Source organism: Salmonella sp. JXY0409-18 (genome assembly GCF_020268625.1).
Classification (GTDB): domain Bacteria; phylum Pseudomonadota; class Gammaproteobacteria; order Enterobacterales; family Enterobacteriaceae; genus Salmonella; species Salmonella enterica.
In genome coordinates this window covers 2,855,758-2,875,577 of record NZ_CP084216.1, presented here as the reverse complement: position 1 = coordinate 2,875,577, position 19,820 = coordinate 2,855,758, and the positions used below count along the sequence as shown (strand labels likewise).

At 54.3% G+C, this 19,820-nt stretch carries 16 protein-coding genes, 1 tRNA gene and 1 other RNA gene; 6 read left to right on the top strand and 12 right to left on the bottom strand.

Annotated elements, in window-relative coordinates; translation table 11 throughout:
- Window positions 1-63: 63 nt before the first annotated feature.
- The 6 genes from LDB27_RS13925 to LDB27_RS13900 all read right to left on the bottom strand — a co-directional run bounded on the left by LDB27_RS13925 (window position 64) and on the right by LDB27_RS13900 (window position 8,099).
- Window positions 64-1,497, bottom strand: a complete 1,434-nt coding sequence (locus LDB27_RS13925; RefSeq protein ID WP_000068994.1) for an SDR family oxidoreductase — start codon at window positions 1,495-1,497, stop codon at window positions 64-66.
- A 10-nt stretch (window positions 1,498-1,507) separates the two neighbouring features.
- On the bottom strand, window positions 1,508-2,509 hold the full coding sequence (ltaE, locus tag LDB27_RS13920; RefSeq protein ID WP_000566346.1) for a low-specificity L-threonine aldolase: 1,002 nt from the start codon (window positions 2,507-2,509) through the stop codon (window positions 1,508-1,510).
- 38 nt (window positions 2,510-2,547) lie between these two features.
- Window positions 2,548-4,266, bottom strand: a complete 1,719-nt coding sequence (gene poxB / locus LDB27_RS13915; protein WP_000815324.1) for a ubiquinone-dependent pyruvate dehydrogenase — start codon at window positions 4,264-4,266, stop codon at window positions 2,548-2,550.
- A 157-nt stretch (window positions 4,267-4,423) separates the two neighbouring features.
- Window positions 4,424-5,392: an NADH oxidoreductase gene (hcr, locus tag LDB27_RS13910; RefSeq protein WP_000178698.1), complete on the bottom strand. Its 969-nt coding sequence runs from the start codon at window positions 5,390-5,392 to the stop codon at window positions 4,424-4,426.
- Window positions 5,393-5,403: 11 nt separating this feature from the next.
- Window positions 5,404-7,056 carry a hydroxylamine reductase gene (gene hcp, locus LDB27_RS13905; RefSeq protein WP_000458787.1) on the bottom strand — a complete coding sequence of 551 codons (1,653 nt, stop codon included), beginning with the start codon at window positions 7,054-7,056 and terminating at the stop codon, window positions 5,404-5,406.
- Window positions 7,057-7,199: 143 nt separating this feature from the next.
- On the bottom strand, window positions 7,200-8,099 hold the full coding sequence (locus LDB27_RS13900) for a lysine exporter LysO family protein (RefSeq protein ID WP_000491118.1): 900 nt from the start codon (window positions 8,097-8,099) through the stop codon (window positions 7,200-7,202).
- A gap of 200 nt (window positions 8,100-8,299) precedes the next feature.
- On the opposite strand from LDB27_RS13900, the gene LDB27_RS13895 reads away from it, so the two are divergent.
- The gene (locus LDB27_RS13895; RefSeq protein WP_000599759.1) at window positions 8,300-9,958 is read left to right on the top strand and encodes an ATP-dependent endonuclease; all 1,659 of its coding nucleotides are present in this window, start codon (window positions 8,300-8,302) and stop codon (window positions 9,956-9,958) included.
- Here the strand turns inward: LDB27_RS13895 and LDB27_RS13890 are convergent.
- Window positions 9,955-10,905 carry a VirK/YbjX family protein gene (locus tag LDB27_RS13890; protein WP_001530492.1) on the bottom strand — a complete coding sequence of 317 codons (951 nt, stop codon included), beginning with the start codon at window positions 10,903-10,905 and terminating at the stop codon, window positions 9,955-9,957. The genes LDB27_RS13895 and LDB27_RS13890 overlap by 4 nt on opposite strands.
- Window positions 10,906-11,050: 145 nt before the next feature.
- Between LDB27_RS13890 and macA the strand changes: the two genes are divergently transcribed.
- Both macA and macB read left to right on the top strand, forming a co-directional pair.
- Window positions 11,051-12,169: a macrolide transporter subunit MacA gene (gene macA, locus LDB27_RS13885; RefSeq protein WP_001201742.1), complete on the top strand. Its 1,119-nt coding sequence runs from the start codon at window positions 11,051-11,053 to the stop codon at window positions 12,167-12,169.
- Entirely contained in the window at window positions 12,166-14,112 is a 1,947-nt protein-coding gene (gene macB, locus LDB27_RS13880; protein WP_000125899.1) for a macrolide ABC transporter ATP-binding protein/permease MacB, read from the top strand. Before macA ends, macB begins: the two co-directional genes overlap by 4 nt.
- A gap of 129 nt (window positions 14,113-14,241) precedes the next feature.
- On the opposite strand, the gene cspD is transcribed toward macB, so the two are convergent.
- A complete protein-coding gene (gene cspD, locus LDB27_RS13875; protein WP_000447499.1) occupies window positions 14,242-14,463 on the bottom strand; it encodes a cold shock-like protein CspD in 222 nt (73 codons plus the stop codon).
- A gap of 150 nt (window positions 14,464-14,613) precedes the next feature.
- Here cspD and LDB27_RS13870 point away from each other — a divergent pair, with 150 nt between their 5' ends.
- From LDB27_RS13870 to clpA, 3 genes are all read left to right on the top strand, one after another.
- Window positions 14,614-14,691 carry a hypothetical protein gene (locus tag LDB27_RS13870; RefSeq protein WP_212742690.1) on the top strand — a complete coding sequence of 26 codons (78 nt, stop codon included), beginning with the start codon at window positions 14,614-14,616 and terminating at the stop codon, window positions 14,689-14,691.
- A gap of 95 nt (window positions 14,692-14,786) precedes the next feature.
- Window positions 14,787-15,107: an ATP-dependent Clp protease adapter ClpS gene (clpS, locus tag LDB27_RS13865; RefSeq protein WP_000520789.1), complete on the top strand. Its 321-nt coding sequence runs from the start codon at window positions 14,787-14,789 to the stop codon at window positions 15,105-15,107.
- 30 nt (window positions 15,108-15,137) lie between these two features.
- On the top strand, window positions 15,138-17,414 hold the full coding sequence (clpA, locus tag LDB27_RS13860; protein ID WP_000934064.1) for an ATP-dependent Clp protease ATP-binding subunit ClpA: 2,277 nt from the start codon (window positions 15,138-15,140) through the stop codon (window positions 17,412-17,414).
- A gap of 189 nt (window positions 17,415-17,603) precedes the next feature.
- Here clpA and LDB27_RS13855 read toward each other — a convergent pair.
- The 4 genes from LDB27_RS13855 to LDB27_RS13840 all read right to left on the bottom strand — a co-directional run bounded on the left by LDB27_RS13855 (window position 17,604) and on the right by LDB27_RS13840 (window position 19,762).
- Window positions 17,604-17,739: non-coding RNA, RtT sRNA (locus LDB27_RS13855), on the bottom strand.
- Between the two features lie 229 nt (window positions 17,740-17,968).
- Window positions 17,969-18,056, bottom strand: a tRNA-Ser gene (locus LDB27_RS13850).
- Between the two features lie 148 nt (window positions 18,057-18,204).
- Entirely contained in the window at window positions 18,205-18,882 is a 678-nt protein-coding gene (locus tag LDB27_RS13845) for a hydrolase (protein WP_000097893.1), read from the bottom strand.
- A gap of 19 nt (window positions 18,883-18,901) precedes the next feature.
- Window positions 18,902-19,762 (bottom strand): pirin family protein, encoded by an 861-nt coding sequence (locus tag LDB27_RS13840; RefSeq protein ID WP_000809961.1) that lies wholly within the window; start codon window positions 19,760-19,762, stop codon window positions 18,902-18,904.
- Between the last annotated feature and the right edge of the window lie 58 nt (window positions 19,763-19,820).

Here is a 19,820-nt window from a genome sequence, read left to right as displayed (position 1 = left end):
GCATTCTTCCGTGAATTACGTCGGTATGCAATGGGAAACACGAAAGAATACAGCAACTTTTTCTCATTTTTCTGTGATTTGTTCTGCAAGTCGGGCAATACGCCTTGCCATTCCCCGGAAAATAAACAGGTGCGCCGGGATCATCAGTAGCCAGTAAATCAGGCCCGGCATTCCGTGTGGATGCCACCAGGCGCGCACGTCAATTTCGCGGTAGCAACCTTTATCGTGCAGCGTGAAGCTAAGCCGCCCCAGACCCGGCGCTTTCATGCCAAACAAGAGCGTGAGCTGTTTTTCTGGTTCGACAATGATCACTTTCCAGCTATCTACCGTATCGCCAGGCTTGAGCAAGGTATGCGACGGGCGGCCTTTCGCCAGTTTATGCCCCACCAGACGATCCATCGCGGCGCGCGTCTGCCACAAAATATTGCCGAAAAAATAGCCCTCTTTGCCACCCAGCCGATTTACGACCTGCCAGAGCGCCGATAGGCTGGCCGGGGTCTGCGCGGTAAAGCCCGCCTGCTTTGGAAAATAGCCGTATTCGGGATGCCAGCGGGCGAAGGCCAGCGCGTCGTAGCCCCAGTCGCTGGAGTTCACCAGTTTTTCTTCTTCTTTCAGCGTGCGGCGAACGGCGTCATCAAAGGTGATAAGCGTTTGGGGGATCAACTTTTTTAACGCGGCGTCATCGGCCAGCAAATCGTGCCTTAACCCCTGGATTAAGGCTTTTGCGGTAGTCGGCGGCACGGAGGTAATGACGTTTAAAAACCAGACCGAAATCCAGCGGGTCGGAAAAGGAACCGAGATTAGCGGACGCCGTTTACCGCTGACGGCCATAAAATGTTCAAACTGCTGCTGATAGCTTAATACCTGCGGCCCGGCGGCTTCCAGAATCCGATGCTCGCGCGCAGGGTGCTCCAGTAAGCCGACCAGGTAGTAGAGTAAATTTTCCAGGGCGATGGGCGTGGTGCGCGAACGCACCCAGCGCGGCGGTGTGAGTATTGGCAGGTTGTAAACCATGTCACGCATGACTTCGAAGGCGGCGGAGCCTGCGCCGACGATGATCCCGGCGCGTAATTCCGTCACCGGCACGCCTGCGTCGCGCAGCGTGTCAGCCGTAAGCTGGCGGGCGCGCAGGTGATCGGATTGCTCATGCGCCGGTGCCTGCAGTGAACTGAGGAAAATAAGTTGCTTAACCGGCGTCTGGCGCAGCGCGTCGCGCACGTTGAGCGCTGCCTGACGCTCATGGGCGATAAAATCGCCGCCTTCGCCCATGCCGTGTACCAGATAGTAAACGGTATCAATGTCGCGAAGCAGCGCGGGTAAATTTTCCGGCCAGTGCAGATCGACCTTATGACAACTGACGTTGGCGAGGCGCTGTTTTTCCAGACGTTCGACGCGCCGCGCCGCCGCCCGCACCTGATGCCCTTGCTGACTTAGCGCACAGACCAGGTGCTGGCCGATATAGCCGCTGGCGCCGAGAACCAGAATGCGTTGCGCCACGTTGCTCTCCTTAGCGGGCTAAAAAGGCGCGCCAGTGGGCGACGACGTCGGCAAGCTGTTCGCGAGAGACATCCAGATGCGTCACCAGACGCACAATCGGCGCGGCGTTAATCAGGATATTCCGTTCCCGTAAATAGTCGCCAAGCGCGGCGGCCTGTGCTTCGCCAACGCGAACAAACAGCATATTCGTTTCGTGGCGCATGACCTCCGCACCTGCTTCCCGAAGCTGCTGCGCCAGCCAGGCGGCGTTATCATGGTCCTCTTGCAGACGCGCCACGTTATGCTTCAGCGCATACAGTCCGGCCGCTGCCAGAATCCCGGCCTGACGCATTCCGCCGCCGACCATTTTACGCCAGCGCGTCGCGCGTTTAATGTAATCGCGGTTGCCGACCAGCAGCGAACCGACCGGCGTTCCGAGACCTTTTGACAGGCAGATGGTAAAAGAGTCGCAATACTGCGTAATCTCTTTTAACTCACAGCCGTAGGCAACCACCGCGTTAAAAATTCGGGCGCCGTCAACGTGCAGCGCCAGTCCACGTTCGCGGGTAAATGTCCAGGCGTCTTTCAGATACGCGCGCGGCAGCACTTTCCCGTTATGCGTATTTTCCAGACTGAGCAAGCGCGTGCGCGCGAAGTGGATGTCATCCGCTTTAATCTTCGCCGCCACGTTCTCCAGCGGCAGTGTACCGTCCGCGGCGGCGTCGATGGGCTGCGGCTGAATGCTGCCGAGCACCGCAGCGCCGCCAGCTTCATAGAGATAATTATGCGCGCCTTGACCGACGATATACTCTTCGCCGCGTTCACAATGGCTAAGTAGCGCGACCAGATTGGCCTGGGTGCCGGTGGGTAAAAAAAGCGCCGCTTCTTTACCGGAAAGGTCGGCGGCGTAGCGCTGAAGGGCGTTAACGGTAGGGTCATCGCCGTATACGTCGTCCCCGACCGGGGCGGTCATCATCGCCTCGAGCATGGCGCGGCCCGGTCGGGTAACGGTATCACTGCGTAAATCAATCATGGCACATCCCTGGATTTTAAAAGGTGATGTGCACTGTTTTACCTTAGCCAGTTCGTTTTCGCCAGTTCGATCACTTCATCGCCGCGGCCGCTAATAATGGCGCGTAGCATGTACAGGCTAAAGCCTTTCGCTTGTTCCAGTTTGATCTGCGGCGGGATCGCCAGCTCTTCTTTTGCCACGACCACGTCAACCAGTACCGGGCCGTCAATGGAAAACGCGCGCTGTAGCGCTCCGTCCACGTCTGCGGCTTTTTCCACGCGAATACCGGTAATGCCGCAGGCTTCGGCGATCCGCGCGAAATTGGTGTCGTGCAGTTCGGTACCGTCGGTAAGGTAGCCGCCGGCTTTCATTTCCATCGCCACAAAGCCCAGCACGCTGTTATTAAAGACGACGATTTTTATCGGCAGCTTCATCTGTACCACCGAGAGAAAATCGCCCATCAGCATACTGAAGCCGCCATCACCGCACATCGCGATAACCTGACGACCAGGCGCGGTGGCCTGAGCGCCGAGCGCCTGCGGCATCGCGTTGGCCATTGACCCGTGGTTAAACGAGCCCAGCAAGCGGCGCTTGCCGTTCATTTTTAGATAGCGGGCCGCCCAGACGGTCGGCGTGCCGACATCGCAGGTAAAAATAGCGTCGTCAGCGGCGAAATGACTAATTTGTTGCGCCAGATATTGCGGATGGATGGCTTTGTCGCTGAGTTTGGCTAAGTCATCAAGTCCCTTACGGGCGTCCCGATAGTGCTCCAGAGCTTTATCGAGGAATTTACGATTGCTTTTTTCTTCCACCAGCGGCAGCAGGGCGCGAAGCGTGGCTTTAATATCGCCCACCAGCGCCATGTCGACTTTGCTGTGTGCGCCAATACTACCCGGGTTGATGTCAATCTGAATGATTTTGGCATCGCTCGGATAAAAGGCGCGGTAGGGGAACTGGGTGCCGAGCAGGATCAGCGTATCGGCGTTCATCATGGTGTGGAAGCCAGAAGAAAAGCCAATCAGGCCGGTCATTCCCACATCATAAGGGTTATCGTACTCAACGTGCTCTTTGCCGCGCAGGGCATGAACGATTGGCGCTTTTAGTTTTGCCGCCAACGCGACCAACTCCTCATGCGCGCCCGCGCAGCCGCTACCGCACATCAATGCGATATTGCTGGAGTAGCGCAGCAGTTGCGCCAGTTTTTTCAGCTCTTCCTCCGCCGGCGTGACGACGGGGTGCGGGGCATGGTACCAATGAGTGACGGCGTTTTCAGGCGCGGGTTTCAGCGCTACGTCACCCGGAAGTACGACCACGGAGACGCCGCGATTTAGCACCGCTTTGCGCATGGCGATGGCGAGTACCTGCGGGATCTGCTCCGGGCTGGAAACCAACTCGCAATAGTGGCTGCATTCACGGAACAACTCCTGCGGGTGGGTCTCCTGGAAATAACCGCTACCGATTTCACTGGACGGAATATGGGCGGCGATCGCCAGAACAGGGACGTGGTTACGGTGGCAATCAAACAGGCCATTGATCAGGTGCAGGTTGCCCGGTCCACATGAACCGGCGCACACTGCCAGCTCGCCGGTAAGCTGCGCTTGTGCGCCGGCGGCGAAAGCGGCGACCTCTTCGTGGCGGGTTGGCATCCATTCAATGGTTCCCATACGATTAAGACTATCGCTCAGGCCGTTCAGGGAGTCGCCAGTGACGCCCCAGATTCGTTTTACGCCAGCCTGTTCCAGCGTTTTGGCGATAAAAGCAGCAACGGTTTGTTTCATGGTTCTCCATCTCCTTAAATGTGATAACGGTTACAAGTTTAGTTGAAGATGACGATGACGTTTTTCTTTGGCGAAGAGAGGGGCGAAAGGATGAAGTGAGTGGTAAATCGCCCGGTGGCGCTAACGCTTACCGGGCCTACTATGGAACGTTTACCGATTATGCGAGAACAAGATCGCCCTGCGGATGGCAGGAGCAGGCCAGTACGTAACCTTCGGCAATCTCCGCCTCGCTCAGCGTCATGGTGCTGCTCACCGTATAGTCGCCGGAAACGACTTTGGTTTTACAGCAGCCGCAAACACCTGCCCGACAGGCAGCGGCAACCGGTACTTTATTACTCTCCAGCGCCTCCAACAGCGTTGTACCGATCGGGGCATAAAATTCCTGCGCTGGCTGTAGTTTGGTGAATTTCAGGCCGCTGGTTGCCGTTTCCGCCACCGGCGTGAAGAACTTCTCTTTAAAGAAGCGCGTTACGCCAAGCGCTTTCACGCCCTGTTCGACGAAATCCATATAGGGCGCCGGGCCGCAGGTCATGATGGTGCGCGATGCCAAATCCGGTACGCGCTGTAACAATTCCGTGGTCAGACGGCCCGCGACAAAACCTTCCGTGGCATGATTTTCCGCCACTAGCGTGACCGGATACTGTCGCCACTCGTCGGCAAAAATCACATCATCCGGCGAACGGACGTTAAAGATGACCTGCACATCGGCCTGCGGGCGGTATTTCGCCAGCCAGCGACGCATCGACATGATTGGCGTTACGCCACAACCGGCGGCGAGCAGCAGAAACTTATCTTCTGTTTTATCGTCACAGGTAAAATCGCCCATTGCATCAGACAGCCAGATGTAATCGCCGCGCTTGATGTCATGGGTCAACCACTGTGAACCCGTGCCATCTTCAATCCGACGAACGGTCAGCGTGATATATTCACTGACGCCCGGCGTAGACGAAAGGGTGTAGGCGCGCAGCGTTTCCGCTGAATTACGCACGCTCACCAGCGCATACTGCCCGGCGCGGTAAGGGTAGTAGTCATGGCATAATAGCGCAATTGTCCATACATCCGGCGTCTCCTGACGGATGTGATGCACCTGCATTCGCCAGGGACATTGTGAGGTTGGCATCGTCATCATTGGCCTCCTTACGCGCTCAGCAATTGCTTCATGTCTTCTTCAACGGTGGTCACGGAGCGCAGACCGAACTTCTCGTTGAGGATAGCCAGCAGATCCGGCGTGAAGAAGCCCGGCGCGGTCGGCCCGGTGACAATATTTTTCACGCCTAATGACAGCAGCGTCAGCAGAATCACGATCGCTTTCTGCTCAAACCAGGAGAGCACCAGCGATAGCGGCAGATCGTTGACGCCGCAGCCCAGTTTTTCCGCCAGCGTCACCGCCAGGATAATCGCGGAGTAAGCATCGTTACACTGACCGGCATCGACCAGACGCGGCAGCCCTTCGATGTCGCCGAACTCCAGTTTGTTGAAACGGTATTTACCGCACGCCAGAGTCAGGATCAGGCAGTCATCCGGTACGCTGGTGGCGAAATCGGTAAAGTAGTTACGCTCGCCGCGCGCGCCGTCACAGCCGCCGACCAGGAAGATGTGGCGCAGTTTTTTACGACTGACCAGATCGATGAGCGTATCGGCAGCGCCGAGCAGGGTCTGACGGCCAAAACCGACGGTGATGAGATGCGGAATTTCGCTATACGGGAAGCCCGCCATCTGCTGCGCCTGGGCAATGACCGGCCCGAAGTCATCACCTTCAAGATGGCTAACGCCCGGCCAGCCGACGATGCTACGGGTCCAGATACGGTCGTCATAGCTGCCCACGGTCGGGTCGATAATGCAGTTAGAGGTCATCACGATTGGGCCAGGGAAGCGGGCGAACTCGACCTGCTGGTTCTGCCAGCCGCTGCCGTAGTTACCGACCAGATGCTTGAATTTACGCAGTTCCGGATAGCCATGTGCGGGCAGCATTTCACCGTGAGTGTAGACGTTAACGCCGGTGCCTTCGGTCTGCTCCAGCAGGTTGTAGAGATCTTTCAGATCGTGACCGGAGATCAGAATGCACTTGCCTTCAGTCGCTTTGACGTTGACCTGAGTCGGCGTTGGGTGGCCGTATTTGGTGGTTTCACCGGCATCCAGAATGCTCATCACTTTAAAGTTCATCTGGCCGATTTCCATTGCGCACTCCAGCAGCGCGTTCATATCAGCAGGCCAGGTGCCGAGCCAGGCCATGATTTTGTGGTACTGGGCGTAAATGTCGTTGTCGTATTGACCGAGAACGTGCGCGTGCTCCATATACGCCGCCGCGCCTTTCAGACCGTACAGGCACAGCAGACGCAGGCCGAGGATATTCTCGCCAATGGCGGCTTTGTCTTTATTCGGGGTAAATTCCGCCGCCTGACGTTGCAGTTCGCCCAGATCGTCGCTAACCAGTTGCAGATCGGCCATCGGATTGTCGCAATGCGCATTGGCATCCACGCTCAGGCACTGCGCTTTCAACGCTTCACGCAAGGCAATCGCTTCACGGGCGTAGCCGACGATACGCGGAGAGTCGAAGTTAACGTTGGTCAGCGTGGAGAAAAACGCGCGCGGCGCAAAGTTATCAACGTCGTGATTAATGATGCCATATTCACGGGCCTTCACCGCCCAGGCAGACAAACCTTGCAAAGCCGCAATCAGCAGATCCTGCAGATCGGACGTTTCAGCTGTTTTACCGCACATTCCCTGCGCGTAGGAGCAGCCGTTTCCGGCTGGTGTACGGATGGTTTGTTCACATTGCACACAAAACATGGTCACACCTTTTAAAGTTATATTTAATATACATGTTTAAGGTTATGCCTGTGAACAAAGGGATAAAAGGGATTTCTGCCATAATGTGCAAGGAGATTGATTTAGCGCAATTTTGGCGGCAGATGCCTACCGCCAAAGAGGTATCAGGCCGAGAAGAACGCCATTAAGAGGGGGACCAGCAGGCTGAGGATAAAGCCATGTACGATAGCCGCCGGAACAATCTCTACGCCGCCGGAGCGCTGTAATACCGGCAACGTAAAGTCCATTGAGGTCGCTCCGCACAGGCCCAACGCCGTTGAACGGCTGCGGCGAACCAGGCCGGGAATAAGCATAATGGCTAAGAGTTCGCGGGCCAGATCGTTAAAAAATGCCGCGCTGCCGATAACCGGTCCAAACGACTCCGTCAGCAAAATACCGGAAAGAGAGTACCAGCCGAAACCTGACGCCATCGCCAGGGCGGTTTTTAGCGGTAAATCCAGGATAAACGCATTAATCACGCCGCCCAGTAATGAGCTTGCCACGACAACGACCGCGACCATCATTCCCCGGCGGTTAAGCACAATTTGCTTTAAGGTCATGCCGCTATTTCGTAGCTGAATCCCCACCAGGAACAATAAAAAGATCAGCGTATATTCACTGGCTTCGGTGGCGTGCTGTAAAACAGAGAGTCCGCTCAGGCCGATAACAAACCCCAATACCACTACGCCGCACAGTTGCAGCGACTCCAGCGCCATGGCAATACGCGAAGGCAGTTTTTCCTGCTGATGATGGTGACGCCACGGGAGGATACGTTCCAGCCACAATAAGGCAGCGATATTACACAATAAAATAATCGTAATACTGACGGCGGAATAATGAAAAATCGCCACCAGATTACTGGCGAGGTTATCCAAAAACGCCAGGCTTATTCCCATAAAAAAGAGAATAAGATACACGATCCAGCTCAGTAGCCGGTTAATAAGTTGTAATGCGGCTTTATGTCGCAGTGGAATGAGATAGCCCACAATCAGTGGAACCAGAATGATTAAAAGTCCTGAAAACATGAACAGCCGGGCCCTTTTTTATTGTTTGAATAGCGTACATGACACTACCGAATTCCAGACTATCAGTAAAGCGACACCGTCAGCCGTACATTTATCATACAGTTGCCTCAGGCAAAGGGGGGAATATCACGCCAGGCGGAAGCATTTGCCGTTATACTGCGGTGAGTTTAATGGAGTGGTGACGCTTTTCTGGAGGAAGCATGATTCTCGAACGCGTTGAAATAGTGGGATTTCGCGGTATCAACCGACTGTCGTTGATGCTGGAGCAAAACAACGTGCTGATTGGGGAAAACGCCTGGGGCAAATCCAGCCTGCTGGATGCGCTGACTCTGTTATTGTCGCCGGAACTCGATCTCTACCATTTTGTCCGTGAGGATTTCTGGTTTCCGCCTGGCGACATAAAAGGACGCGAGCATCACCTGCATATTATTCTGACTTTTCGCGAAACGCAGCTAGGGCGGCATCGGGTACGTCGTTATCGAGCGCTGGAAGCATGCTGGTCGCCTTGCGAGGATGATTTTCACCGTATTTTTTATCGGCTAGAGGGCGAATGCGGCGCCGATGGTAGCGTGATGACGCTGCGCAGTTTTCTCAATAGCGATGGGCAGCCATTGCCGGTGGAAAATATTAACGATCAGGTGCGCCACCTGGTTCGTCTGATGCCAGTGCTACGTTTGCGCGATGCGCGCTTTATGCGACGTATTCGCAACGGTACGGTGCCCAATGTGCCGGATGTTGAAGTCACGGCCCGACAGCTGGATTTTCTGGCGCGTGAGCTGGCGACCCGGCCGCAAAATTTAACCGACGGGCAGATTCGTCAGGGACTGTCCGCGATGGTGCAACTGCTTGAACACTATTTCTCAGAGCAGGGCGCAGGACAGGCGCGTCACCGACTCATGCGCCGACGTTCGCAAAATGAGCAGCGTAGCTGGCGCTATCTGGATATTATTAATCGGATGATCGACAAACCGGGCAGCCGGTCGCATCGGGTGATCCTGCTGGGGCTTTTCTCCACGCTGTTACAGGCGAAAGGGACGCTGCGGTTACATAAAGACGCGCGACCATTACTTCTGGTGGAAGATCCGGAAACCCGTTTACATCCCATTATGCTTTCAGTCGCCTGGCAATTGCTCAATCTGTTACCGCTACAGCGGATAGCGACGACTAACTCAGGCGAATTGCTCTCGCTAACGCCGGTGGAGCATGTCGTACGGCTGGTGCGCGAATCTTCCCGCGTCGCCGCCTGGCGTTTGGGCCCGGGCGGGTTAAGCGCGGAAGATGGACGGCGCATCGCCTTTCATATCCGCTTTAATCGCGCGTCGTCGCTGTTTGCGCGTTGCTGGCTACTGGTGGAAGGCGAGACGGAAACCTGGGTTATTAATGAGCTGGCGCGTCAGTGTGGACATCATTTTGATGCGGAGGGCATTAAAGTCATTGAGTTTGCTCAGTCCGGTCTGAAACCGCTGGTGAAGTTCGCCCGCCGTATGGGAATCGAGTGGCATGTCTTGGTGGATGGCGACGAAGCGGGGAAAAAATATGCCGCGACGGTCCGCAGCCTGCTTAATAACGATCGGGAAGAAGAACGCGAACATCTCACGGCGCTGCCTGCGCTGGATATGGAACATTTTATGTATCGTCAGGGCTTTGCCGATGTTTTTCACCGGGTTGCGCAGCTTCCGCCTAATGTACCGATGAATACCCGGAAAATTATCACTAAAGCTATCCACCGCTCGTCAAAGCCGGATTTGGCGATTGAAGTCGCGATGGAAGCCGGGCGGCGGGGAATTGACGCCGTGCCGCCGCTGTTCAGAAAGATGTTCTCGCGCGTGGTTTGGCTGGCGCGGGGCCGGGCGGATTAGCGTTTGAATGTGGCCGAAACCTGTTCGACAACGCTATCGAGTAAAGCATAGCGGCGGCGATACTCGGCCCGTTTTTTACTGGCGATCTCCGCTTCGCTTTTTCGGGCGATCGCCAGCGGTAGCGTATAGTAATTCCCTTTAATTCTTTCACCGCCTAACGATTCCCAAAACGCGTCATAGTCGGCATGCATTTGCGTCTTTTTATCCATGTATCGCCAGCTACGGTAAACGTGCGCATCGTTACTCACGGCTATAATCTGCTCCGCCTGAAAGACTTGCGCAAACTGACAGAGAGCCTCCATCACGATGCGTTTGGGAAAAAGACCATGGCAGGCTTTGGTCGCCTGCTGGATAATTTCGTGAGGAACGTCGTTTGCCGCGCCCTGTAATCCGCCGATAAATAGTGTGCGTTGTTGGTTAAAGCGACACAGGGTAAATGTGATCTCTGCCAGAATACGTAACTGTGCGTCGCGAACAACAATAGTGCTTTCACCTTCTTTATCCAGTGAGACCAGACTGACTAAATCAAGTTGAAACAACTCGCCGGTTTTAGTTTCAAATTTAGCAAGATTCAGGCCATACTGACTTAAATAGCTAACTTGTTGTTCCCGCGATAAAAGTTGGCGCATCTGTTGATAATGAAAACACAGAGCGTCTAAGGCGAAATCGCGTTTAATATTTACAGCCATATAAGGACGATGTAGCCGAATAGGCAAACGCGGCTGACGAGCAAGTAACGTATTTAACTCCGGCCATTGGGTGAGATTGGTCAGTAATTGGCTGGTCGCACGCGGCATGACTAATGAGCGGATTAAAAACTTGCGACGAAAGCTGGCTTTACGCCAGAATTTTCCTGGCTGTAATTGCCCGCGCGTCAGACGAATAAATAATTGTAAAGGAGAGATGTGATCTGAAGTGTACCAGGTATTATCTGTAAGCTGTGTCATGATCGTAATCCGCGACATAAGATTGTCGAGATTGAACCACAGGAAACATTAACCAATCGTCAATACAGCCGACGCTATCTTTATTGTGTCAGGTTTGTTTAGATACGGTTTACTTTCTGGTTAAAATTTTGCCGTCAGGGTTTCTATGCGTGCTAAGGGAAAGAAATTTAAAAAGCGTTATCTGGCCATTATTTTAATTCTTTTAGTGGGGGGGATGGTTAGCTGGCGAATGATAAATGCGCCGCTGCCAACTTATCAGACATTAATCGTGCGGCCAGGCGATCTTGAACAGAGTGTACTGGCGACTGGAAAACTGGACGCGTTGCGTAAAGTGGATGTCGGCGCGCAAGTGAGCGGCCAGTTGAAAACGCTGCTGGTCTCCATTGGAGATAACGTTAAAAAAGATCAGCTACTCGGCGTGATTGACCCAGATCAGGCGGAGAACCAGATAAAAGAGGTCGAGGCCACCCTGATGGAGCTGAACGCGGAGCGTCAGCAGGCAGCCGCTGAGTTAAAGCTGGCGCGGGTTACGCTGGCGCGCCAGCAGCAGTTAGCTAAGACTCAGGCGGTATCGCAACAGGATCTGGATACCGCGGCGACGGAGATGGCGGTTAAACAGGCGCGTATTGGCACCATAGATGCCCAGATCAAACGTAATCGGGCCTCGTTGGACACCGCGAAAACCAACCTGGAATATACCCGTATTGTTGCCCCCATGGCGGGGGAAGTGACGCAAATCACTACCCTGCAAGGACAAACGGTGATTGCAGCTCAGCAGGCGCCCAATATTCTGACGCTGGCGGATATGAGCACCATGCTGGTAAAAGCGCAGGTCTCGGAAGCGGACGTGATCCATCTTCGGGCGGGGCAGAAAGCATGGTTCACCATTGCAGGCGATCCGCAAACGCGCTATGAAGGCGTTTTAAAAGATATTCTGCCGACGCCGGAAAAGGTCAACGACGCTATTTTTTATTACGCCCGGTTTGAAGTGCCGAATCCCAAAAGAATCTTGCGTCTTGATATGACCGCACAGGTTTATATTCAACTCATGGATGTCAAAAATGTGCTGATTATTCCTCTCGCCGCGCTTGGCGAACCGGTGGGCGGCAATCGTTATAAAGTGGCGCTGTTGCGTAACGGCGAAAAACGTGAGCGCGAAGTGGTCATTGGCGAGCGTAACGATACAGACGTGGAAGTGGTTAAAGGTCTGGAAGCGGGCGATGAGGTGATCATCGGCGAGAGCAGGCCAGGAGCGGCGCCATGACAGCATTGCTTGAACTGCGCAATGTGAGTCGCAGCTACCCCTCAGGAGAAGAGCAGGTGGCGGTGTTAAAAGATATCTCCCTGCAAATCCACGCCGGGGAGATGGTGGCGATCGTCGGCGTTTCCGGTTCTGGAAAATCAACGCTGATGAATATCCTCGGGTGCCTGGATAAACCGACCAGCGGCACTTATCGGGTGGCGGGGCGGGACGTCTCTACGCTGGACCCGGACGCGCTGGCGCAGCTGCGGCGTGAGCATTTTGGCTTTATCTTTCAGCGATACCATCTGTTGTCGCATTTAACGGCAGCGCAAAATGTTGAAATCCCCGCCGTCTACGCCGGCATTGAACGCAAAAAACGCCAGGCGCGCGCCAGAGAGTTGCTTTTGCGGCTGGGATTAAGCGATCGCGTCGATTACCCACCTTCACAGCTTTCTGGCGGACAGCAGCAGCGTGTCAGCATTGCCCGCGCGCTGATGAACGGCGGACAGGTGATTCTGGCGGATGAGCCGACCGGCGCGCTGGATAGCCATTCCGGCGAAGAGGTGATGGCGATTTTGCGCCAACTGCGCGATCGCGGACATACGGTGATCATTGTGACGCACGATCCGCTGATTGCCGCCCAGGCGGAGCGGATTATTGAAATTCACGATGGCAAGATTGTCCATAATCCGCCCGCGCAGGAAAAGAAACGCGAACAGGGCGTTGACGTTGCCGTAGTTAATACGGCTCCCGGCTGGCGGCAATTTGCCAGCAGCTTTCGCGAAGCGCTGTCGATGGCGTGGTTAGCGATGGCCGCTAACAAAATGCGTACTTTACTGACCATGCTGGGAATTATTATCGGTATTGCGTCGGTGGTGTCGATTGTGGTGGTCGGCGACGCCGCAAAAAAGATGGTACTGGCGGATATCCGCGCTATGGGCACTAACACGATTGATATTCATCCAGGCAAAGATTTTGGCGACGACAACCCGCAGTATCGACAGGCGCTGAAATATGACGATCTGGTGGCTATTCAGAAACAGCCGTGGGTTAACTCTGCGACGCCCAGCGTTTCAAAGAGCCTACGTCTTCGCTATGGCAATATTGATATTGCCGTAAATGCTAATGGCGTCAGTGGCGATTATTTTAACGTTTACGGCATGTCCTTTAGGGAGGGGAACACCTTCAATGCTGTACAGCAACAGGATCGCGCGCAGGTGGTGGTGCTAGATGCCAACACGCGACGCCAGCTATTTCCAAATAAAGCGAATGTCGTAGGGGAAGTGGTGCTGGTGGGTAATATGCCGGTTATTGTTATTGGCGTGGCGGAAGAGAAACCGTCCATGTACGGCAATAGCAATCTGTTGCAAGTTTGGTTGCCCTATAGCACGATGTCAGATCGCATAATGGGTCAGTCATGGCTTAACTCGATCACCGTTCGTGTGAAAGATGGCGTTGATAGCGATCAGGCTGAACAGCAGCTTACCCGCCTGCTCACCTTACGCCACGGTAAAAAAGACTTCTTCACCTGGAATATGGACAGCGTCCTGAAAACGGCTGAAAAAACCACCTATACTCTTCAGTTATTTCTGACGCTGGTGGCCGTCATTTCGCTGGTTGTCGGCGGCATCGGCGTTATGAATATTATGCTGGTTTCCGTCACCGAGCGAACGCGTGAAATCGGCATCCGTATGGCGGTAGGCGCGCGCGCCAGCGATGTGCTACAGCAGTTTCTTATTGAAGCGGTGCTGGTTTGCCTGGTTGGGGGAGCGCTGGGGATTAGCTTGTCGATGTTCATCGCATTTATGCTACAGCTTTTCCTGCCCGGCTGGGAGATCGGTTTTTCACTGACTGCGCTGGCGAGCGCGTTTTTATGTTCGACGTTTACTGGGATACTGTTTGGTTGGCTACCGGCGAGAAACGCGGCGCGACTGGACCCGGTGGATGCGCTGGCAAGGGAGTAATCTTGCTGACGTCATTTGTCGGCCTGATAAGATGTAACAGTGTCGCTATCAGGAACTGGCGTTAAATAAAAATGCCAGCCGATCGGGCTGGCATTTTGCCTCCTGGATGTACACAATGAGACAGAGGAGCTATGCAACGGCCTCTGCTTCGATGGGCACGATGACGCTGGCGTGATTGCCTTTTGGCCCCTGGTGTACATCAAACCGGACAGACTGTCCGGCTTTAAGCGTTCTGTAACCATCCATTTGAATGGTGGAATAATGGGCGAAAATATCCTCGCCGCCGCCTTCAGGGCAGATGAAACCAAACCCTTTGGCATTATTGAACCACTTTACAGTACCCGTTTCCATGCTTCGACATCCTTCGTAAATCTTATATAAGTAAGATGGAATGAACCGGTGACGGAGTGGGGGCTGTTCAAAACCTCACCAACTCTCGACATTACAATTTAGAGAAATCAGGCGAGGCGTCAAGCATCAGGCAGGGGGGATCGGGTAAAAATGAATCAAAAATTTGAAGCAGTTAACGCTATTGCCGGGAATGTGACAGATGTCGCGGATGGTACTGATAGATGTTAGTTATCTATCAATTGAGGTAGATTGATTGTGTGCATAGACTCTGGTCAGCGGCAGATTTTCCTGCCGACAACCGTAACCGATAATGACGACTGACGATGGGTAAGACGAACGATTGGCTGGATTTTGACCAGCTGGTGGAAGATAGCGTGCGCGACGCGCTAAAACCGCCATCTATGTATAAAGTGATATTAGTCAATGATGATTACACTCCGATGGAGTTTGTTATTGACGTGTTACAAAAATTCTTTTCTTATGATGTAGAACGTGCAACGCAATTGATGCTTGCGGTTCACTATCAAGGCAAAGCCATCTGCGGCGTGTTCACCGCCGAGGTGGCGGAAACCAAAGTGGCGATGGTGAACAAGTATGCAAGGGAGAACGAGCATCCGTTGCTGTGTACGCTGGAAAAAGCCTGAATGCAGGTATAAAAATTGGGGGAGGTGCCTATGCTCAATCAAGAACTGGAACTCAGTTTAAACATGGCTTTCGCCAGAGCGCGCGAGCACCGTCATGAGTTTATGACCGTCGAGCATCTGTTGCTGGCGCTGCTCAGCAACCCATCGGCTCGCGAAGCGCTGGAAGCATGCTCCGTGGATCTGGTGGCGCTCCGTCAGGAACTCGAAGCCTTCATTGAACAAACCACACCCGTACTGCCTGCCAGTGAAGAAGAGCGTGATACGCAGCCGACGTTAAGTTTCCAGCGTGTCCTGCAACGTGCCGTCTTCCACGTTCAGTCTTCCGGGCGTAGTGAAGTGACTGGCGCGAATGTGCTGGTGGCTATCTTTAGCGAACAGGAATCACAGGCGGCTTATCTGCTGCGTAAGCATGAAGTGAGCCGTCTGGATATCGTGAACTTTATTTCTCACGGGACGCGAAAAGACGAACCGAGCCAATCTTCCGATCTCGGCAATCAGCCAACTGGCGACGAACAAGCTGGTGGGGAGGAACGTATGGAAAACTTCACGACGAATCTTAACCAACTTGCTCGCGTGGGCGGCATCGATCCGCTGATTGGCCGTGAAAAAGAATTGGAACGCGCGATCCAGGTCTTGTGTCGTCGCCGTAAAAATAACCCGCTGCTGGTGGGGGAATCCGGCGTTGGCAAAACGGCGATTGCCGAAGGGCTGGCCTGGCGTATCGTGCAGGGCGATGTGCCGGAAGTGATGGCCGATTGCACCATTTACTCGCTGGATATCGGTTCGCTACTGGCGGGCACCAAATACCGCGGCGATTTTGAAAAACGGTTTAAGGCGTTGCTGAAACAGCTTGAGCAGGATACCAACAGCATCCTGTTTATCGATGAAATCCATACCATTATCGGCGCTGGCGCGGCGTCGGGCGGACAGGTGGATGCGGCAAATCTGATTAAACCGCTGCTTTCCAGCGGCAAGATCCGGGTGATCGGCTCAACGACCTATCAGGAGTTCAGCAATATTTTTGAGAAAGACCGCGCATTAGCGCGCCGTTTCCAGAAAATTGATATTACCGAGCCTTCGGTAGAAGAGACGGTGCAAATTATCAACGGCTTGAAACCTAAGTACGAAGCGCACCACGACGTGCGTTATACCGCGAAAGCGGTGCGTGCGGCGGTCGAGCTGGCGGTAAAATATATCAATGACCGCCATCTGCCGGATAAAGCCATTGACGTGATTGACGAAGCGGGCGCGCGGGCGCGTCTGATGCCGGTGAGCAAACGTAAGAAAACGGTCAACGTGGCGGATATTGAGTCCGTAGTGGCGCGAATTGCGCGAATTCCTGAAAAGAGCGTCTCGCAGAGCGATCGCGATACGCTGAAGAACCTGGGCGATCGTCTGAAAATGCTGGTCTTCGGCCAGGATAACGCGATTGAGGCGCTGACCGAAGCTATTAAGATGAGTCGTGCGGGTCTGGGCCATGAGCATAAACCTGTCGGCTCATTCTTGTTCGCCGGGCCAACTGGCGTAGGGAAAACTGAAGTTACGGTACAGCTTTCAAAAGCGTTGGGTATTGAGCTGTTGCGCTTCGATATGTCCGAATATATGGAGCGTCATACGGTGAGCCGTTTGATCGGCGCGCCTCCGGGATACGTCGGTTTCGACCAGGGTGGGCTGCTGACGGATGCGGTGATTAAGCATCCTCATGCGGTGCTGTTGCTGGATGAGATCGAAAAAGCGCACCCGGATGTCTTTAACCTGCTGCTGCAGGTGATGGATAACGGTACGCTGACCGATAACAACGGCCGTAAGGCGGATTTCCGCAACGTGGTGCTGGTGATGACCACCAACGCCGGCGTGCGAGAAACCGAACGTAAATCTATTGGTCTTATTCATCAGGACAACAGTACCGATGCGATGGGCGAGATCAAGAAAGTGTTTACGCCGGAGTTCCGTAACCGTCTCGACAACATTATTTGGTTCGATCATCTGTCTGGCGAGGTGATTCATCAGGTTGTCGATAAGTTTATCGTCGAGTTGCAGGCCCAGTTGGATCAGAAAGGCGTCTCCCTGGAAGTCAGTCAGGAAGCGCGCGACTGGCTGGCGGAAAAGGGCTATGACCGGGCGATGGGCGCACGACCGATGGCGCGTGTGATTCAGGATAACCTGAAAAAACCGCTGGCCAATGAGTTGCTGTTTGGATCGCTGGTTGACGGCGGACAGGTCACCGTCGCGCTGGATAAAGAGAAAAATGCGTTGACGTATGGCTTCCAGAGTGCGCAAAAGCACAAGCCGGAAGCCGCGCATTAATCTTCGTTTCACTGCCGTACAAACCGGGCCTTAGCGCCCGGTTTTTTTACGCCGGCTAATAGTTAGCCTGATGGCGTTGTGCTCGCGGTAGGCGGACAAGGCGCTTGTAAATTGCGTCATCATCCGGTAATCGACGGGGGTTTAATGCGAAAAAAAGCCCGTACTTTCATACGAGCTCTTTCTTGAATATGGCGGTGAGGGGGGGATTGACTCGCTGCGCTCGCCCTTCGGGCAGTCTCCTCGCAGGCTCGTCGTCTGTCCAACTGGCTGCGCCAGTTGTCGAACCCCGGTCGGTGGTTCTCATCCCCCCTTGGTTTGGGGGATACATATAAGCAAAAAGCCCGTACTTCTGTACAGGCTCTCAACTTAAATATGGCGGTGAGGGGGGGATTGACTCGCTTTGCTCGCCCTTCGGGCAGTCTCCTCGCAAGCTCGTCGTCTGTCCAACTGGCTGCGCCAGTTGTCGAACCCCGGTCGGGTGTTCTCATCCCCCCTGTAGGGTGGCTTTATGTGAAAAAAAAGCCCGTACTTTCGTACGAGCTCTTTCTTGAATATGGCGGTGAGGGGGGGATTCGAACCCCCGATACGTTGCCGTATACACACTTTCCAGGCGTGCTCCTTCAGCCACTCGGACACCTCACCATATTGTATTGCTGCCTGACCACTTGGGGGGCAACGGGGCGCTACTATAGGGAGTTGCGCTAAAACGGTCAAGCAGAATTTACATATTCACTGTCGTTTGCTCATGCAATAGACATAATCCCCGCCCAAACTGGCGCGGGGGGGCAAATTAGCGCTGTGAATCCAACATTTCGTTGTTTTTCACCACATCCTGCGCTTTGCTGTAGCTTTCGATCAGCAGTTGATAGGCCGGGAATACCTGAGTATAAACGTCGGCCCACGCGGCGGCGTCTTCACGGTTCCAGGTGCCTTGCAGCTCAGAGGCGACCGCGGCAGTATCCATCGGTACGACGCCAGCCTGTACGATACGCGCCAGGGTGATCTCCTGCGCCATCTTACTGTAGGTACCGGATGCGTCGATCACGGCAAATACCTTATAACCTTCCGCTACCGCGCTAATGGCCGGGAATGCCATGCACACGCTGGTAATCGTCCCGGCAATGATCAGCGTCTTACGACCCGTCGCTTTTACCGCCTTAACGAAATCTTCGTTATCCCAGGCGTTAATTTCACCTTTGCGCGCAATGTACTGCGCATGTGGCGCATTAGCGTGGATCTCCGGGATCAGCGGGCCGTTCGGACCTTGCGGTACGGATGCCGTGGTAATGACCGGCATTTTCGCTAACGTCGCCATCTTCGCCAACGCCGCGGCGCGAGCGCGTAATTCCGGCATTGGCATATCGCCTACGGTCTGGAAAAGACCGCTTTGATGATCGATTAAAAGCATTACGGAATCGTTAACATCAATTACCGGGCGCAAACCATTAAAATTAGCAGGACTTGACATCGTGTTCTCCTTCATGTTTTCAGATTTGGCCAAAACGGCCGGAGTTGAAATCGCGGACTGCTTCTGCGATCTCTTGTTTCGTGTTCATAACAAATGGGCCGTAACCCACAATCGGTTCATTCAGCGGCTCGCCTGATAACAGCAATACGCTGGCGTCGCTGCTGGCCTCAAGGTGCAGCGTTTTCCCTTGCTGGCTCAATACCACCAGTTGCGCTTCGTTGACCGGCGTCGTGCCGTTCACCGTGATATTGCCTTTCAGTACCACCAGCGCGGTGCTCCATCCTTCCGGCTGTGCCAATGTAAGCTGGCGATTGCGTTGCAGGCGCATATCCCAGACATTGAGCGGCGAGAAAGTGTGCGCTGGGCCTTTTGTCTCTTCATAACGCCCTGCGATGACCCGCACGACTCCGGCGTCATCCGGCAACGTAACGGTCGGGATAACATCGTGGGTAATGCTTTGATAACCCGGGGTGGTCATTTTGTCCTTCATGGGAAGGTTAACCCACAACTGCACCATTTCCAGTTCGCCGCCCCGACGGGTAAACGCGTCGGAGTGGAACTCTTCATGCAAAATGCCTGCGCCTGCGGTCATCCACTGAACGTCGCCCGGGCCGATAACGCCGCCGCGACCGGTAGAGTCCCGGTGCTCGACTTCGCCACTATAAACAATCGTCACGGTCTCGAAACCGCGGTGTGGATGCTCTCCAACGCCGCGTTTTTCATTACCCGGCGTAAATGTGTGCGGCCCGGCATAATCCAGCAGCAGGAATGGACTCAACTGCTGCGCATGTGACTGATAAGCAAAGAGTGAACGAACCGGAAATCCATCGCCAACCCAGTGCGGGCGAGGTGCGGTATAGACGCCTGTAATCTGTTTCATGGTGTTCTCCTCAGTGGCGTTGTCTTGATGTGAATAAGCTTATATTCATGACAAAAGG